The organism is Vibrio kanaloae (genome assembly GCF_024347535.1).
Taxonomy (GTDB): Bacteria; Pseudomonadota; Gammaproteobacteria; order Enterobacterales; family Vibrionaceae; genus Vibrio; species Vibrio kanaloae.
Genome location: NZ_AP025497.1, coordinates 1,917,777 through 1,934,181 on the forward strand (window position 1 = coordinate 1,917,777; position 16,405 = coordinate 1,934,181).

Consider the following 16,405-nt stretch of genomic DNA (forward strand, 5'->3'; position numbering starts at 1 on the left):
CGATACTCGATTACTCGTGTCCCGCATCTTTTACTTCTTCTAGACGTAAAAAACCTGCTCAATGAGCAGGTTTTTTAGTATTCAGTGCTTTTAGCTAATGAAGCTTTAAGCTTAAGAACTGTAGCAACTACTGCCGTAATTACTGACGTGTTCTTGGCTTAGCTGGTTTAGCCGGACGACCGTTGTTCAGTTTAGGCTTACTTTTGTTAGCCTGAGGTTTGCCTTTGTTTGCAGCTGGAGCGCTACGACCTGAATCAGGTGTTGTAGTACCGCGCGTTGCAGGCTTCTTGCGTTTAGTTTGATTGCTACGGCCTTTTGGTGCGTTTGCACGCTCTTCGTGACGCTTAACAGCACGACGAATTTTTTGGCTACGAGAACGCTCACGCTTACGAGAAGTGTTTGAAGGATCAAGGTCCAACAGTGTCTCTTTCTCTGGCTTAAGCTCAACAAGCTCACGCAAGTAGTTAACTTCTTGAAGATCTAGCTCTTTCCAACCGCCACGAGGCAGTTTCTTATCAAGGTAGATATCACCGTAACGTACACGTTTCAGACGGCTTACTGTCGTTTCTTGAGATTCCCAAAGACGACGAACCTCACGGTTACGACCTTCGTTAATCGCTACGTAGAAAGTATGGTTCATACCTTCACCGCCAGCGTAAACCACATCTTCAAAACGAGCCATGCCGTCTTCTAGTTGTACGCCACGAGTAACGTTTTTAACTTTTTGCTCAGTCACTTCACCGAATACACGTACTAGGTACTCACGCTCAACCTGACGGCTTGGGTGCATTAGACGGTTTGCAAGCTCACCATCAGTAGTGAAAAGCAAAAGGCCTGATGTGTTTGCATCAAGACGACCAACTGAAATCCAACGAGAACCACGGATCTTAGGTAGACGATCGAAAACAGTACGGCGGCCTTCAGGATCGTGACGAGTACAAAGTTCACCTTCAGGTTTGTAGTAAGCAAGTACACGACAAACCACTTCTTCAGAAGCCTTGCCTGAAACAGTATGGCCATCGATACGGATCACTGAGTTCTCGTCTTCAAGACGCTCGCCCAGTTTCGCAACTTGACCGTTAACACTTACACGACCAGATTTGATTAAACCTTCTAGTTCACGACGAGAACCGTGACCAGCTCGCGCTAAAACCTTCTGTAATTTTTCGCTCATTTACTCTTTTCTACCTAATTGTCGTCTTCACAGACGTCGAATGAATTTTTCGCGACCAAATCGCGGTCGCGTATTATCGCAAATAACCTGCCAAAAAGCACTTGTTATTTACTGTGGCAGGCTTGCTGTATCGTTACAGACTGTTAATCAGTAAAGCGATTATTCAAACGGCGCAGGATCGCCAGCACCACGACGTAGAACCACTGCATCATCGTCACTGAAGTCAATAACCGTCGTTGGTTGCTCACCTAGGTAGCCACCATTCAAAATTACATCAACCGCATGCTCTAGGCTGTCACGAATTTCTTCTGGATCCGACTCAGTAGTCTCGTTACCCGGAAGAATCAATGACGTCGACATCAGTGGTTCGCCCATCGCTTCCAACAAGTCGAGTGCAATCTTGTTGTCTGGGACACGAATACCAATCGTTTTACGCTTGGCATTCATCAAACGCTTTGGCACTTCTTTGGTTGCTTTAAAGATAAACGTGTAAGCACCTGGCGTATGTGCCTTAAGCAGACGGAAAGCCACGTTATCGACTCGTGCATACAATGACAACTCAGAAAGATCACGGCATAACAAAGTGAAGTTGTGTTTATCATCTATACGGCGAATTTTACAAATACGTTCAAGTGCTTGTTTGTTTTCAAGCTGACAACCCAGCGCATAACCGGAATCTGTTGGATAAACCACAACTCCGCCATTACGAATGATAGCAACCGCTTGGCTGATTAAACGCGCTTGTGGGTTATCTGGATGTACATAAAAAAACTGGCTCATTGTTGATCCTCGTTATCGAATCTCTCGACTCTATCATCAGAAGGAGCTGGTTCACCTAAATACTGTCATTGGTATCAGATGGTGAAACCGTTTGAAACTCCCAATCTTTCCATACTTCTTCGACCCCAGAAGGTAGCCAGAGATTACGTCCAAGTTCCATCCACGGAGACGGATAATGGAAGTCACTGCCTTGGGAGGCTAATAGTTTGTATTGTATAGCATAATCCGCAAGTGTGCGCCTTTCTTGTTGCGCTTGCTGAGGTTGAGCAACTTCCATAGCGTCACCCTTTGCTTCAACAAATGCAGCGAGAAGACGCTTAATCCACTTCGCGGTGAGACCATACCTTCCAGGGTGTGCTAGCACAGCTTGTCCACCTGCCGCATGAATGGCCGTTACAGCGTCACCCATTGAGCACCATGTTGGTGGTACATAACCTGGATTGTTGCGAGTCAGAAACTTTTTAAACACTTGCTGCATGGTTTTCGCGTAGCCATTATCGACTAACCACTTAGCAAAGTGAGCGCGAGTAATAGGCGCATCACCCGCAATCACTTTAACTTCTTCTAACACCCCTGCTCGGGTCACTTTTTCGAGTCGTTGAGCAATCATCTCGGCACGCCCAATACGATGAAGCTTTTGTTGTTCAATTAACGTTTTCAATTCTGGCGATTCAGGATCGACGTTTAACCCAACAATATGGATATCTTTGTTTTGCCAAACGGTTGAAATCTCGATTCCGTTAATCAACTGAATAGGAAGGTTGTTGTCAGCAATATAGTTGCGTGCTTCAGCAAGTCCATCAGTCGTATCATGATCTGTAATCGCTAACGCTTCGATGTTAAAGCCTAGCGCTCGGTCAATCAGCTCAGGTGGAGTAAGTCGGCCATCTGAGGCTGTTGTATGACTATGTAGATCAATTCTCATATATTCTTTTTCATTGTTTTCAATTTTTATCGTTATATTTGTGTCAACACACTTGACCTGCAAGAGTAAAACTAGTTAACTAGTACACAAATACGAAGTATCACATTTGATAGGTCCACTATGTTACAAGAATTTAACCAGTACCATAAAGATAAAGTTTTAGAACTTTCTTCAGCAGAAGCAAGTTCAGAACTTAATTGGTGGCGCACTTGGACAAGTTCTTGGTGGGCTAATGTGTACTTCTAGTTAAACGATTTGTTTATAAAAAAGTTATCACTAAGCCCGCTTTCATAGCGGGCTTTTTAATTTGTCGAACATTTCACATTCCACTCACTAACAAATCAACGAGTTGACCATATTCTATATTGGGTGAAGGGTATCTTTATGCGACTATGTACGGCAGGAAATTTAAAAAATCATAAAGGAGGTCTTGTGAACAAGGCCATTGAAATCAAAAAGCTGGGAGCTATTGAGACCATCAATTCTTCAGTTCCCTACTCGCAAGATCCAACCAGTGTTTTTCATACGTTGTGTGAAAATAAAACAGACAGCTTGCTGCTGGAATCTGCTGAAATTGAATCTAAACAGAACCTAACAAGCCTACTCCTTATCGATTCTGCAGTTCGCATCGTATGTCGCGGACATGAAGTAACCTTTCAAGCGTTGACTCAAAACGGTCAAGCACTGATCGAGCATCTAACTCAAAACGTTAAAACAGAGATTAAATCTGATCTGAGCGAAAACTTACTAACGCTATCTTTTGTCGAGCCAAGCAACGAATTGGACGAAGACTCGCGTTTAAGAGAAGCCTCTTCTTTTGACGCTCTACGTTTGGTTCAGCACAGTTTCGAGCAAGACCCAAGCAACAAACACGCGTTATTCATGGCAGGCCTATTCGCTTACGACATCGTGGCAAACTTTGAACCGTTAGGCGATGCGGAAGCAACCAACAAGTGCCCTGACTTTGTATTCTACGTAGCTGAAACACTACTGCGTTTCGATCACCAAGAGCACGAAGGCCTACTTCACGCGAGCTTGTTTGCTCAAGATGATAGCATCAAGGCGCAATTAACTGACCGTCTAGCCGACATTCAAACTCAATGTCAGTCACTGAAAGCCATCACAGAAGTAACGCCACTAGACAACGTTGAAGCGGTACCAAGCGTTTCAGATGAAGAGTTCTGCCAAACGGTTCGTAACCTAAAAGAGTACGTAGTTAAAGGCGACGTATTCCAAGTAGTACCTTCACGCCGCTTTACTCTACCTTGCCCAGCTCCACTGGCGGCTTATAAAGAGCTCAAGCAAAGTAACCCAAGCCCTTACATGTTCTACATGCAAGATGAGCTGTTTACTCTGTTTGGTGCTTCTCCAGAAAGCGCGCTGAAATACGAAACCGAAACCAACCAAATCGAGATTTACCCAATTGCTGGTACTCGTCGCCGTGGTAAGCGCCCGAATGGTCAAATCGATTTCGACCTAGACAGCCGTATCGAGCTTGAATTGCGCACCGACAAGAAAGAAAACGCCGAGCACATGATGCTAGTCGACCTAGCACGTAACGATGTAGCTCGTATTGCTGAAGCAGGCACTCGCCACGTAGCAGACTTGCTGAAAGTAGATCGCTACAGCCATGTAATGCACTTGGTTTCTCGTGTTGTTGGTCAGCTCCGTGAAGACTTAGATGCTCTGCACGCTTACCAAGCTTGTATGAACATGGGCACGCTAACGGGCGCACCAAAAATCCGCGCAATGCAGCTTATTCGTGACGTAGAAAAAACGCGTCGTGGTAGCTACGGTGGTGCAGTCGGTTATCTAACCGGTGAAGGGACTCTAGATACTTGTATCGTAATTCGTTCTGCTTACGTTGAAGATGGCGTTGCACAAGTACAAGCTGGCGCTGGTGTGGTATTCGACTCTGACCCACAAGCAGAAGCCGATGAAACTCGCGGCAAGGCACAAGCGGTTATCTCTGCGATTCAAGCTGCACATACTAAAAGCGCAGCAGCAAATCAGCAAACATCAAACAAGAAGGAGTCGTAATCATGGCTGATATTGTATTCATCGATAACTTCGACTCGTTCACTTACAACCTTGTAGACCAGTTTCGTTCATTAGGTCACAGCGTAAAAATTTACCGTAACAACATTCCGGCAAAGGTTGTTGAAGCAGCGATCGACGAACTAGACAACCCTGTTGCACTGCTTTCGCCAGGCCCTGGCGCTCCAGCAGATGCGGGCTGTATGCCAGAGCTGATTCAGCTTCTAAAAGGTAAAGTGCCAATGATTGGTATTTGCTTAGGCCACCAAGCAATTGTTGAAGCCTATGGCGGCACCGTTGCAGGCGCTGGTGAAATCATTCATGGTAAGGTGTCGATGATGGAACACCAAAACCATGCGACTTACCAAAGCTTACCTTCGCCATTGGCTATCGCTCGCTACCACTCTCTGGTGGCAACGCATGTATCTGATAGCCTAACGGTGACAGCTGAAGTCGATGATTTGGTGATGTCTGTGGTTCAAGAACAAGACAAGGTTTGTGGGTTCCAATTCCACCCTGAATCAATTATGACGACCTACGGTGCAACGCTTCTAGCAAACGCTATCGAATGGGCTCTTGAGAAACCTATTCATTTAGAGAAAAGCTCTCCCCTTGAGAAGACAGCGACTCTTGACCAAAAGACTAACTAGGACGAAATCATGGAACAGATTAATAAGCTTTACGAACAGCAGTCTCTTACTCAAGAAGAAAGCCAACAGTTATTTGATGTGATCATCAAGGGTGAACTTGACCCAATCTTGATGGCTTCAGCGCTGACTGCACTAAAAATCAAAGGCGAAACGCCCGATGAGATCGCAGGCGCAGCAAAAGCACTGCTTGCGAATGCAAACCCGTTCCCACGCCCTGATTACGATTTCGCAGACATCGTAGGTACAGGTGGCGACGGTCACAACACCATTAATATTTCGACGACTTCTGCGTTTGTTGCCGCAGCGTGTGACTTAAAAGTCGCGAAGCACGGTAACCGCAGTGTATCGAGCAAATCAGGCTCTTCTGACTTACTAGACTCGTTCGGTATCAACCTAGCGATGACAGCAGAAGACACACGTACGGCTGTTGATGAACTTGGCGTAGCATTCCTATTTGCTCCGCAATATCACGGCGGTGTACGTCACGCGATGCCGGTTCGTCAAACAATGAAAACACGCACTATCTTCAATATTCTTGGCCCACTGATTAACCCAGCGCGCCCTAACATCGAATTAATGGGTGTTTACAGCAAAGAGCTAGTACGCCCTATCGCAGAAACCATGTTACAAATGGGTATGAAGCGCGCGGCGGTTGTTCACGGTAGCGGCCTTGATGAAGTAGCGATTCACGGCGAGACCATTGTTGCTGAAATTAAAGATGGCAAGATTCACGAATACACAGTGACACCGGCTGACTTTGGTTTGAACACTCACCCTCTTGAAGCGATTAAGGGCGGCGAGCCAGAGGAGAACAAATCCATCACAACCGATATCCTGACGGGTAAAGGCACTGAAGCCCAAGTTGGCGCAGTGGCAGTCAACGTTGCTCTATTGATGCGTCTGTTTGGTCACGAAGACCTAAAAGCCAACGCACAGCAAGCGATTGACGTAATGAACTCAGGCAAAGCGTACGAGCTTGTACAAAAGCTTGCTGCGCACGCCTAACGAACGACGAATCGAGACAAAGAACATGACACAGACTACCGATAAACTGTCGACCCACGTTTCAGTCAAAGAAGCTGAAATGGCGGAAGTATTAGCAAAAATCGTTCGTGATAAATACCAATGGGTTGAAGCACGTAAGCAGACTCAACCATTAGATGAGTTTAAAGCATCACTAACTGCAACAGACCGCAGCTTTTATGATGCTCTGAGCGGCAAGCAAACTGTTTTCATCACTGAATGTAAAAAGGCATCTCCGTCAAAAGGTTTAATCCGTGACGAGTTTGACCTGGACTACATTGCGTCGGTTTACAACAACCACGCAAACGCGATTTCAGTGCTGACAGACGAGAAGTACTTCCAAGGTGACTTTGAGTTTTTACCTAAGGTTCGCAGCATTGCTAAGCAGCCTATCCTGTGTAAAGACTTCATGGTTGATACCTACCAAGTTTACTTAGCTCGTCATTACTCCGCTGATGCTATCTTGTTGATGCTATCGGTACTGGATGACGAGGAGTACAAAGCGCTGGCAGAAGTCGCTCACTCACTCAACATGGGTGTGCTAACCGAAGTCAGCAACGAAGAAGAACTTCACCGCGCAGTCGCTCTAAACGCAAAAGTGATCGGTATTAACAACCGTAACTTACGTGACCTTTCGACTGATTTGAACCGTACTAAAGAGTTGGCGCCGCTGATTCGCGAACTGGCTCCAAACGCAGTCGTGATTTCAGAGTCTGGCATCTACACACATCAACAAGTGCGTGACCTTTCAACGTTTGCAGATGGCTTCCTAATCGGTAGCTCTCTAATGGCTGAGAAGAACCTTGAGCTTGCGGTGCGTAAAGTAACGCTGGGTGAAAACAAGGTGTGTGGTTTAACTCACTCTGTTGATGCAGCGAAAGCGTATCAAGCTGGTGCGGTATTCGGTGGCCTGATTTTCGTTGAAGCATCTAAGCGTTATGTGGATATCGAAGCAGCTCGTTTGACTATGAGCGGCGCACCTTTGAACTACGTAGGTGTGTTCCAAAACCATAGCGTTACTGACGTTGCGAAAACGGTTTCTGAGCTAGGCCTGTTCGCTGTGCAATTGCACGGTGATGAGTCTCAAGCATATGTCGATGAGCTAAAACAATCACTGCCTGAAAGCGTTGAGATTTGGAAAGCTTATGGTGTTGCTTCTGGTGCTGATTCCGGTGCTAAAAGCTCGCTACCAGAATTACTGGAAAGCAACGTGACTCGCCACCTGCTAGATACTAAAGTGGGTTCTCAAACAGGCGGCACAGGCCAAGTGTTCGATTGGAACCTAATCAACAACCAAAGCGCAATCATGTTGGCGGGTGGCCTAAATCCTGAAAATGCTAACCAAGCGGCTAAGTTGGGCTGCTTGGGGCTAGACCTAAACTCTGGCGTTGAATCCGCTCCAGGTAAAAAAGACGCAGAAAAACTGCAACGCGCTTTTGCAGCGATTCGTAATTACTAGTCCAAGCTCGGCGTTAGAAATTAGAAAGCAGAAACTAAAAACATATTTGTGAGCTTTGCCTTCTGCGAAGCTCAAGCAAGATTAAATGACTTGGTGTGAATACACATCAATAGAATTGAAGGAATAACACAATGGCTAAACTCGATGCCTACTTTGGTGAATACGGTGGTCAATACGTACCGCAGATCCTAGTGCCAGCACTAGACCAACTTGAACAAGCATTTATCGATGCACAAGCCGATCCTGAGTTCCGCAGCGAATTCATGACGCTTCTTCAAGAGTACGCTGGTCGTCCAACGGCGCTAACGCTAGCACGCAACTTAACAAAAGGTACAAAGACCAAACTGTACCTAAAGCGTGAAGATCTACTTCACGGCGGCGCTCACAAGACAAACCAAGTACTTGGTCAAGCATTGCTAGCAAAACGTATGGGTAAAAACGAAATCATCGCTGAAACTGGCGCAGGCCAACACGGTGTGGCAACGGCTCTAGCATGTGCTCTATTAGGTCTTAAGTGTCGTGTATACATGGGTGCAAAAGACGTTGAACGTCAAAGCCCGAACGTGTTCCGTATGAAGCTAATGGGCGCAGAAGTTATCCCTGTTCATTCTGGCTCTTCAACGCTAAAAGATGCATGTAACGAAGCGCTACGTGACTGGTCTGCAACTTATGAAGACGCGCACTACCTATTGGGTACTGCGGCTGGCCCTCACCCATTCCCAACGATTGTTCGTGATTTCCAACGCATGATCGGTGAAGAAACGAAGCACCAAATCTTAGCTCGTGAAGGTCGCCTTCCAGATGCGGTTATCGCTTGTGTCGGCGGTGGTTCAAACGCTATCGGTATGTTCGCTGACTTTATTGAAGAAGAGTCTGTACGCCTGATCGGTGTAGAGCCTGCTGGTAAAGGTATTGATACCGACCAACACGGCGCGCCACTTAAGCACGGCAAAACGGGTATCTTCTTCGGTATGAAAGCACCACTGATGCAAGATGATAATGGCCAAGTAGAAGAGTCTTACTCTGTTTCTGCTGGTCTAGATTTCCCATCAGTTGGTCCTCAACACGCACACCTAAATGCTATTGGCCGTGCTGAATACGACAACGTGACCGATGACGAAGCGCTAGAAGCTTTCCAAGCTATCGCGCGTAACGAAGGTATCATCGCAGCGCTAGAGTCATCTCATGCTTTGGCTCATGCCATCAAAATGGCTCACGACGATCCAGAGAAAGAACAACTATTGGTCGTTAACTTATCTGGCCGTGGTGACAAAGATATTTTCTCTGTACACGACATTCTTAAAGAGAAAGGAGCATTATAATGGATCGCTATCAATCACTCTTCACTCGCTTAGCTGAAAAGAATCAGGGCGCATTTGTACCATTCGTAACGGTTGGTGATCCTAACCCAGAGCAATCTCTTAAGATCATGGAAACTTTGGTTGAAGCGGGTGCAGATGCACTTGAGCTTGGTATTCCATTCTCTGATCCGCTTGCAGATGGCCCAACAATCCAAGGCGCAAACATCCGTGCATTAGATTCAAAAGTCACGCCAGATGTGTGTTTTGACCTTATTGCGCAAATCCGCGCTAACTACCCAGAGCTGCCAATCGGCCTACTGATGTACGCAAACTTGGTTTACGCACGTGGTATCGAGAACTTCTACGAGCGTTGTGCAAAAGCAGGTATCGATTCAGTACTGATTGCTGATGTACCAACCAACGAAAGTGGCGAGTTTGTTGCTGCAGCTAAGAAATTTGACGTTCACCCAATCTTTATTGCTCCACCAACAGCAAGTGATGAGACGCTTCAGTCGGTTTCTGAGCTAGGTGGTGGTTACACTTACCTACTTTCTCGTGCTGGCGTAACGGGGGCAGAAACCAAGGCAAACATGCCAGTAAGCGCACTGCTTGATCGTTTGAACAAATTTGACGCTCCACCAGCACTACTTGGTTTCGGTATTTCTGCTCCCGAGCAAGTAAAAGAAGCCATCGAAGCTGGTGCTGCCGGTGCTATCTCTGGCTCAGCGGTTGTGAAAATCATTGAAAACAACGTTGAACAACCAGAAGCAATGCTTAAAGCACTTGCTGAGTTTGTAACGCCAATGAAAGCGGCTACGCAGAAATAATCTACGGTCATTAAATAGACGCTCGTAAGCAATGGGCAGTAAATAGAACCAACGATTCAAATAAAAAAAGGCTCCACAGTTGTGGAGCCTTTTTTTATTGCTTTTCATTTGAGCCAATCACTCATCGGCTTTCATCGCTTTCTTAATCGCAGCCTCATTTATCGTCGCTTTGATCGGGTCGGTTATCTTTTCCACTAAATCGATGGGCATTGGGAAGATAATGGTGGAGGTCCTTTCGTTAGCCACCTCGGTTAGCGTTTGCATATATCGCAATTGAATAGCATTAGGCGCCTTATTCAAGACTTCTGCAGCCTCTGTAAGCTTAGCCGATGCTTCGAGCTCACCAGTCGCATGTATCACCTTAGCTCTACGGGTGCGCTCAGCTTCCGCTTGTTTCGCTAGAGCTCGCACCATACTCTCATCAAGATCAACATGTTTAATCTCAACATTGGCTATCTTAATTCCCCAATTATCCGTGTGTTGATCCAGTATCAATTGTAAGTCTCTGTTGAGTTCTTCTCGCTCAGACAACAGTTCATCCAACTCATGCTGCCCCAATACTGAACGTAACGTCGTTTGTGACAACTGACTGGTCGCTTCGAGGTAGTTCTCCACATTATTGATCGCCATCTTTGGATCCAACACTCTGAAGTAGACTACCGCATTGACCTTAACCGACACATTGTCACGAGTGATCAAGTCTTGTGTCGGTACGTCCAATACGATTGTTCGTAAATCCACTCGCACGATCTGTTGAATAAAGGGGATGATGATAATCAACCCCGGCCCTTTCACACCATAAAAGCGCCCAAGGAAGAACACCACTGCGCGCTCGTACTCACGTAAAACTCTGAACATGCTGGCTATCAACAAGATAACGAGCACGATGACAATACCTATAATGTGTATAAACATAACCGCCCCCTAATGGTAACGATGGTTAAGCAATTAATAATTCGATAAAGTTTGCCATGCATGGCGCGCCTAACTAGGTTTCGATGAACTCTCATCGGGCAGCGCCTCAACATCCAAAGAAAGCCCTGTTAGCTTGGTGACTCTGATACTCTGCCCCGCTTTCAGTTCATCGGCACATTTGGCTTGCCAGATCTCACCTTCAACCAGCACTCGACCCACACCCGGAAAACCGCTGACCACCTTACCTGTCTCGCCAACCACAGCTTCCATCCCCGTGGTCACTGGTCTGTTTCTCACTCGGACTAGCATTGATATTGTTACGACAATAAACGCCACAGAGAACAAACTGATTCCAATAATTAGCGGCAAGGCGATTTGGTAACCCGGTACCTCTGTGTCCATCAGCATGATTGAGCCCAATGTAAATGCAGCGACGCCACCCAAACCGAAAATACCAAAACTCGGGCTAAACGCTTCTGCGATCATTAGCGCAATACCCAACAAGATCAAAGCAAGGCCAGCATAACTTACAGGCAGCATTTGTAAGGAATACATGGCGAGCAACAAACAAATACCACCAAGCACACCCGGTAAACCACCGCCAGGGTTATAGAACTCAAGCAACAAACCGTAGATACCGATAAGCATGAGAATATAAGCCACGTTCGGGTTGGTGATAACCGAGAGCAAACTAAAGCGCCAGTCTTGTTCTCGCTCAACAAAAGCCACCTCGTTGAGCAGAATTTCCTGGCTGACACCGTTGATTGTGATGGTGCGCCCATTGCTCATCTCGACCAGTTGCTGAATATCGCTGGCAATGAAATCAATCACGTTAAGTTCGAGTGCATTCTCTGAATCCAAACTCGCTGCTTCTCGCACCGCCTTTTCTGCCCACTCTTCATTACGATTGTGCAATTTAGCTAGGCTAACAATGTAAGCCGAAGCATCATTGATCACCTTTTTCTCCATCGCAGTGGTGGCTTTTACTTGCTCGGAACTCTCTTCTTTGGGTGAACCTTGCTCATTGGCTGTGGCGTTGTCGTCTTTATTCGCGTCTTCTTGTGGGGATAACGGATTAGAAGGGCTTTTACCTCCACCAAGAGACACTGGAGTTGCTGCCCCCAAATTAGTTCCTGGGGCCATAGAAGCGATGTGACTGGCGAGAAGAATATAGGTCCCTGCACTTGCTGCGCGTGAACCTGCTGGTCCAACCCAAGTTGCTATCGGAATCGGTGACGTGGTGATGGATCGAATAATGTCGCGCATCGACGTGTCTAACCCGCCGGGCGTGTTCATTTTCAATATGATGAGCTTAGCTTGCTCATCGTGAGCTTGTTCTATTTCTCTCGTAAGGTAATCACTGGTCGCCGGACCTATACCTCCATTCACCTCTATAACCCAGACATCATCTGCCAGAACATTCGCAGAGCTAAACAACAGAAGAAACGCAAACAAGTACTTTAATATAAAAGTCATAGCCCCTCTCCTTACAATTGAGATGCTAAATAGACGTTTATTTAAAGCGTAGAGGTAACATCTTGGTAATAATTCGTTATCTTAAGCATAGCTCAGGCTGGATTTCCCACAACACACTTATCAATATTTCCCCCATATCCAACGAGCAAAAAAAGTGCACAAATGAAACGTAAATGTTAACAACACATCCCTACCACTAAGCAGAGATAATTATTCACAAAATATCTGGCAATGCTAATTTTATAAATAAAGCAAATACTCAAGCAAAAAACCCAAAAAGCAAACGTTTGCTTGAACACAAAAAAGCGACAAATAACATTAGACCACGTGTTTTTAGAGGGCTTTCACCTCAGCTCATATTGATAAATGTAAAAGATACGTGTAAAACTCTTAACGAAATATTTATCCAATGGCACATCGTACATTGGTGAGTAGTTCTGGGATTTTTATATTTAGTAGCACAGAGGTTATGGAAGTGTTAAAAGAAAAGAATTTACTAAGCAATATCGGCATTCAAGTCGTTATTGCAATGATCGTCGGTACCGTAGTCGGTGCAATGATGGGTGACAGCGCAACTATGTTCGCTCCACTGGGTGCTATCTTCATCAACTTGATCAAGATGCTGGTTATTCCTCTAGTCGCGGTTGCCCTAATTTCAGGTGCTGCAGGTCTAGGTAATAGCTCATCGGCTGGTAAAGTCGGTGTAACAACACTGGGTTACTTCGCACTAACGTCAGCACTTGCTGTAGCACTAGCGCTGGTAATGGGTGAAGTATTCGAACCAGGCCGTGGTATCGATGTTTCTGGCGTAGAAGGCATGTTCTCTTCTGAATACGCTGCGAAAGGCGAGCTTCCAACGTTTTGGGCAACCATCACTGGCATGATCCCGACCAACGTTTTCCAGTCACTGAATGAAGCAAACATTCTGCAAATCCTTGTTTTCTGCTTATTCTTTGGTATTGCGATCTCTAAACAAGCAAAAGAGAAACGTGACCCTATCATCAACGGTGTAAATGCGATTGTTGATGCAATGGTTTGGATGATCAACAAGGTTATGATCATCGCACCACTTGGCGTGTTCGGCCTAATGGCAGAAGCAGTAGGTACATTCGGTTTTGGCGCACTTATGGTTGTGTTCAAGCTGTTTATTGTTTACATCGCTGCGATTCTGATCTTCGGCTTTGTGGCTTATCCACTGATGATTCAAATCTTCACTAAGACTTCTGCGAAGAAGTTCCTAGTGGCAATGAAGAAGCCTCAAGCGGTTGCACTATCAACAGCCTCTTCAATGGCGACACTGCCAGTAACAATGGAAACGGTAGAGAAAGAACTTGGCGTTCGCAACTCTACGGCTTCATTCGTTCTGCCACTTGGTGCGACGATCAACATGTCTGGTAACGCAATTTACTATGGCCTAGTGGCGATCTTCTTCGCACAGCTGTTCAACATCGACCTATCTATGGGTGCTTACGTTGCTATCATCGTAACGTCTACGCTAGGCGCAGTTGGTCAAGCAGGTGTTCCAGGCCCTTCTTTCCTAGTGGTTGCGGTTCTTCTTGCGGCAGGTATCCCTATCGAAGGTCTACCTCTATTGTTCGCTCTAGACCGTATCTTCGACATGATCCGTACTGCTCTGAACATCACTGGTGATGCAGCATGTGCAGTCATCGTTGATTCTCTGATCAAAGACGAAGCGAAAGAAGCTGAGCTACAAAAACAGCAAGCGTAATAAATAAACGCTAAGTTGGTGGTATTGAATTTATACCACGAACATCAACGAAAAAATCCGAGAGCCTCACAGCTCTCGGATTTTTGTTTTTGGTGTTCTAGTTTTTAGGCGTTAGACGAATTACAAATCAGCGCCATAAATATCAAACGTGAAGTACTTAGCGGCGATCTTGTCGTAAGTACCGTTTGCTCTAATCTCTTCAATCGCGGCGTTGAATTGTTTCGCCAGTTTTGAGTCCTGCTTTCTTAACGCTAAAGCCGTACCCTCGCCAATGTAGGCTTTGTCGGTTACCGCTTTACCTTTGAATTCGAAACCCTCTCCTTCTTTCTTATCTAAGAAAGCAAGCGACAGTTGATCTGAGTTACCGAAGGTGAGATCTAAACGGCCATTTTGCAGATCAAGGTACACTTCGTCCTGACCTGTGTACCGCTTGATATTTACGATGTCACCAAACTTATCGGTTACGTAGCGATCATGAATCGTACCTTGCTGAACACCGATGGTTTTGCCTGCTAAGCCTGTCTCATCAATGCTGAACTCCGCGCTTTTGGCAGCAACAAATACGGCTGGTGTTTGGTAGTACTTATCGGTGAACAAAATCTTGCGCTTACGCTCTTCGGTAATACGCATCGACGCCATAATCACATCTGACTTTCTTGCCAACAAACTTGGAATTAACGAATCCCAGCTTTGTGAAACCCAAGTACAATCGAGTTTGGCTTGCTCACACAAGGCATCAGCTATCTCAATATCAAACCCGACAGGCACACCGTCACTGTTTTTATAGTTGAATGGCGGATACGTAAAGTCTGACGCTAAACGGATTTCTTTCGCCTGTACTGTTGTACCAAGTAAAGCGGCCGCACAAGCGAGTCCGAGAATTATCTTTTTCATCATTGCCATCCTAGATATGATTTTTATCGAGTTGAGGTTGAGTTTCTTTATGTTGAGATTGTTGATTTTGTCCTAATTCGGTTTGGTAGCGTGTTAGTGACGTTATCACTTCTAACATGCTCTCTTGGCTACCAATGCTGATTCGAACGCAGTTACGTAAAGCCGGTTCGTGGTTTTGGTTCCTTGTTACAATGCCATCCTTCATCAATACGCTAAACAGTTCATGCCCCGATTTTTGACGTAACAAAATGAAGTTGGTCGATGACGGATAAACGTGTTCAATAAAGTCGAACTGCATTAACTCCGCAGCAAACTGATTACGAATCTCTACCAGTTTAGCGGTCGCCTGTTTCATCACGGCAACACGCTCATTAGATAACGCCTCTAAAACTATCTGAGACGAACAATCTGGCATTGGGTAAGGGGGAATCAGCTTAGATACGTATTGCATCACGTTAGGGCTCGCCAAAATAAAGCCACAACGTACGGCTGCGAGTCCAAACGCTTTAGATAAAGTACGGATAACGACGAGATGCGGATAACGCTCAATAAGGCTCACGGCCGATGTCTGAGGTTCAAATTCAATATACGCTTCATCGACCACGACTAGCGATTTTCCGACGGTCCCCTCGAGTACTTGAGTCAAATCTGATTTAGGAATCACATTGCCGGTTGGATTATTGGGAGAGCAAAGAAAAACGATATTGGCCAACTCGGCTTTTTTCACAATGTCAGCAACGTTTAAGCTAAAATCTTCCTGTAAAGGAGAGTCGAGCGTTTCAATCGCCAGTGCATCAGCGCAAAACTCATACATGGCATACGTTGGTGAACAGATAAGAATCTTGTCTTGATCTGGCTTACAAAATGCCCTGATCAGAAGATCAATTGCTTCATCCGCACCACGGACCGCGATTGTTGGAGCTTCTGTTGCGCAATATCTTTGATACGCCTTGGCAATATCTTGTGGTAAGAAATCTGGGTAGCGATTATAGCTTGGCTCAGCTTCGAACAAAGTGCTCTCTAGTTCATTGGCATTTAACCAGACACGTCCATCACCACCAATTCTTCTTGCCGATTGATAAGGTATTAATTTTTTTACGGCCTGAGGTACTAAACTATCAATAAAAGATGTCAAAAACTGTCCCTTCCATGTAATAACGATACCTTCATCACTGCCTTCATATTCAAAAAATGCGAACTATACACATATTGAAT

15 protein-coding genes and 1 other annotated feature are annotated in these 16,405 nt (G+C 45.7%); of the genes, 8 read left to right on the forward strand and 7 right to left on the reverse strand.

The features are described 5' to 3' along the window. Positions 1-139: 139 nt before the first annotated feature. The 3 genes from rluB to rnm all read right to left on the reverse strand — a co-directional run bounded on the left by rluB (position 140) and on the right by rnm (position 2,879). Entirely contained in the window at positions 140-1,174 is a 1,035-nt protein-coding gene (gene rluB / locus OCV24_RS08720) for a 23S rRNA pseudouridine(2605) synthase RluB (RefSeq protein WP_017055112.1), read from the reverse strand. A 159-nt stretch (positions 1,175-1,333) separates the two neighbouring features. After that, positions 1,334-1,954, reverse strand: coding sequence for an L-threonylcarbamoyladenylate synthase (locus tag OCV24_RS08725; RefSeq protein WP_017055111.1), 621 nt, complete (start codon positions 1,952-1,954; stop codon positions 1,334-1,336). A gap of 55 nt (positions 1,955-2,009) precedes the next feature. Next, a complete protein-coding gene (gene rnm / locus OCV24_RS08730; protein WP_137027091.1) occupies positions 2,010-2,879 on the reverse strand; it encodes an RNase RNM in 870 nt (289 codons plus the stop codon). Positions 2,880-2,999: 120 nt separating this feature from the next. Here rnm and OCV24_RS08735 point away from each other — a divergent pair, with 120 nt between their 5' ends. The 7 genes from OCV24_RS08735 to trpA all read left to right on the forward strand — a co-directional run bounded on the left by OCV24_RS08735 (position 3,000) and on the right by trpA (position 10,176). Further along, positions 3,000-3,125, forward strand: a complete 126-nt coding sequence (locus OCV24_RS08735; RefSeq protein WP_017055109.1) for a trp operon leader peptide — start codon at positions 3,000-3,002, stop codon at positions 3,123-3,125. Next, positions 3,072-3,186 (forward strand) — a sequence feature (Trp leader region). Its footprint overlaps the gene before it by 54 nt. Positions 3,187-3,311: 125 nt before the next feature. Continuing rightward, complete coding sequence (locus OCV24_RS08740) at positions 3,312-4,919, forward strand: anthranilate synthase component 1 (RefSeq protein ID WP_046222796.1); 1,608 nt, start codon at positions 3,312-3,314, stop codon at positions 4,917-4,919. 2 nt (positions 4,920-4,921) lie between these two features. Beyond that, positions 4,922-5,566, forward strand: a complete 645-nt coding sequence (locus OCV24_RS08745) for an aminodeoxychorismate/anthranilate synthase component II (RefSeq protein ID WP_137027089.1) — start codon at positions 4,922-4,924, stop codon at positions 5,564-5,566. A 9-nt stretch (positions 5,567-5,575) separates the two neighbouring features. Next, positions 5,576-6,571 (forward strand): anthranilate phosphoribosyltransferase, encoded by a 996-nt coding sequence (trpD, locus tag OCV24_RS08750; RefSeq protein WP_150877900.1) that lies wholly within the window; start codon positions 5,576-5,578, stop codon positions 6,569-6,571. Between the two features lie 25 nt (positions 6,572-6,596). Beyond that, positions 6,597-8,048, forward strand: coding sequence for a bifunctional indole-3-glycerol-phosphate synthase TrpC/phosphoribosylanthranilate isomerase TrpF (gene trpCF, locus OCV24_RS08755; RefSeq protein ID WP_137008719.1), 1,452 nt, complete (start codon positions 6,597-6,599; stop codon positions 8,046-8,048). Between the two features lie 131 nt (positions 8,049-8,179). After that, a complete protein-coding gene (trpB, locus tag OCV24_RS08760) occupies positions 8,180-9,370 on the forward strand; it encodes a tryptophan synthase subunit beta (RefSeq protein WP_017055104.1) in 1,191 nt (396 codons plus the stop codon). After that, complete coding sequence (gene trpA / locus OCV24_RS08765) at positions 9,370-10,176, forward strand: tryptophan synthase subunit alpha (RefSeq protein ID WP_077680251.1); 807 nt, start codon at positions 9,370-9,372, stop codon at positions 10,174-10,176. The genes trpB and trpA overlap by 1 nt, the downstream gene beginning before the upstream one ends. Positions 10,177-10,293: 117 nt before the next feature. Here trpA and OCV24_RS08770 read toward each other — a convergent pair whose 3' ends face one another. Continuing rightward, entirely contained in the window at positions 10,294-11,091 is a 798-nt protein-coding gene (locus OCV24_RS08770) for a slipin family protein (RefSeq protein WP_077680250.1), read from the reverse strand. 69 nt (positions 11,092-11,160) lie between these two features. Continuing rightward, positions 11,161-12,567, reverse strand: a complete 1,407-nt coding sequence (locus tag OCV24_RS08775) for an NfeD family protein (protein ID WP_077680249.1) — start codon at positions 12,565-12,567, stop codon at positions 11,161-11,163. A 409-nt stretch (positions 12,568-12,976) separates the two neighbouring features. On the opposite strand from OCV24_RS08775, the gene OCV24_RS08780 reads away from it, so the two are divergent. Further along, positions 12,977-14,296: a dicarboxylate/amino acid:cation symporter gene (locus tag OCV24_RS08780; protein WP_371692163.1), complete on the forward strand. Its 1,320-nt coding sequence runs from the start codon at positions 12,977-12,979 to the stop codon at positions 14,294-14,296. A gap of 120 nt (positions 14,297-14,416) precedes the next feature. On the opposite strand, the gene OCV24_RS08785 is transcribed toward OCV24_RS08780, so the two are convergent. Together OCV24_RS08785 and hisC are read right to left on the reverse strand one after the other, a co-directional pair. Then, positions 14,417-15,190, reverse strand: coding sequence for an ABC transporter substrate-binding protein (locus OCV24_RS08785; protein ID WP_017055099.1), 774 nt, complete (start codon positions 15,188-15,190; stop codon positions 14,417-14,419). A gap of 10 nt (positions 15,191-15,200) precedes the next feature. Further along, positions 15,201-16,325: a histidinol-phosphate transaminase gene (gene hisC / locus OCV24_RS08790; RefSeq protein ID WP_136998321.1), complete on the reverse strand. Its 1,125-nt coding sequence runs from the start codon at positions 16,323-16,325 to the stop codon at positions 15,201-15,203. Between the last annotated feature and the right edge of the window lie 80 nt (positions 16,326-16,405).

What these genes read in the sequence shown, in the direction of transcription:
- trpCF (WP_137008719.1), top strand. Translation starts at nt 6,597, where the DNA reads ATGACACAGACTACCGATAAACTGTCGACCCACGTTTCAGTCAAAGAA.
- rnm (WP_137027091.1), bottom strand. Translation starts at nt 2,879, where the DNA reads ATGAGAATTGATCTACATAGTCATACAACAGCCTCAGATGGCCGACTT.
- OCV24_RS08780 (WP_371692163.1), top strand. Translation starts at nt 12,977, where the DNA reads ATGGCACATCGTACATTGGTGAGTAGTTCTGGGATTTTTATATTTAGT.
- OCV24_RS08725 (WP_017055111.1), bottom strand. Translation starts at nt 1,954, where the DNA reads ATGAGCCAGTTTTTTTATGTACATCCAGATAACCCACAAGCGCGTTTA.
- trpB (WP_017055104.1), top strand. Translation starts at nt 8,180, where the DNA reads ATGGCTAAACTCGATGCCTACTTTGGTGAATACGGTGGTCAATACGTA.
- trpD (WP_150877900.1), top strand. Translation starts at nt 5,576, where the DNA reads ATGGAACAGATTAATAAGCTTTACGAACAGCAGTCTCTTACTCAAGAA.
- OCV24_RS08775 (WP_077680249.1), bottom strand. Translation starts at nt 12,567, where the DNA reads ATGACTTTTATATTAAAGTACTTGTTTGCGTTTCTTCTGTTGTTTAGC.
- trpA (WP_077680251.1), top strand. Translation starts at nt 9,370, where the DNA reads ATGGATCGCTATCAATCACTCTTCACTCGCTTAGCTGAAAAGAATCAG.
- OCV24_RS08785 (WP_017055099.1), bottom strand. Translation starts at nt 15,190, where the DNA reads ATGAAAAAGATAATTCTCGGACTCGCTTGTGCGGCCGCTTTACTTGGT.
- rluB (WP_017055112.1), bottom strand. Translation starts at nt 1,174, where the DNA reads ATGAGCGAAAAATTACAGAAGGTTTTAGCGCGAGCTGGTCACGGTTCT.
- OCV24_RS08745 (WP_137027089.1), top strand. Translation starts at nt 4,922, where the DNA reads ATGGCTGATATTGTATTCATCGATAACTTCGACTCGTTCACTTACAAC.
- OCV24_RS08735 (WP_017055109.1), top strand. Translation starts at nt 3,000, where the DNA reads ATGTTACAAGAATTTAACCAGTACCATAAAGATAAAGTTTTAGAACTT.
- OCV24_RS08770 (WP_077680250.1), bottom strand. Translation starts at nt 11,091, where the DNA reads ATGTTTATACACATTATAGGTATTGTCATCGTGCTCGTTATCTTGTTG.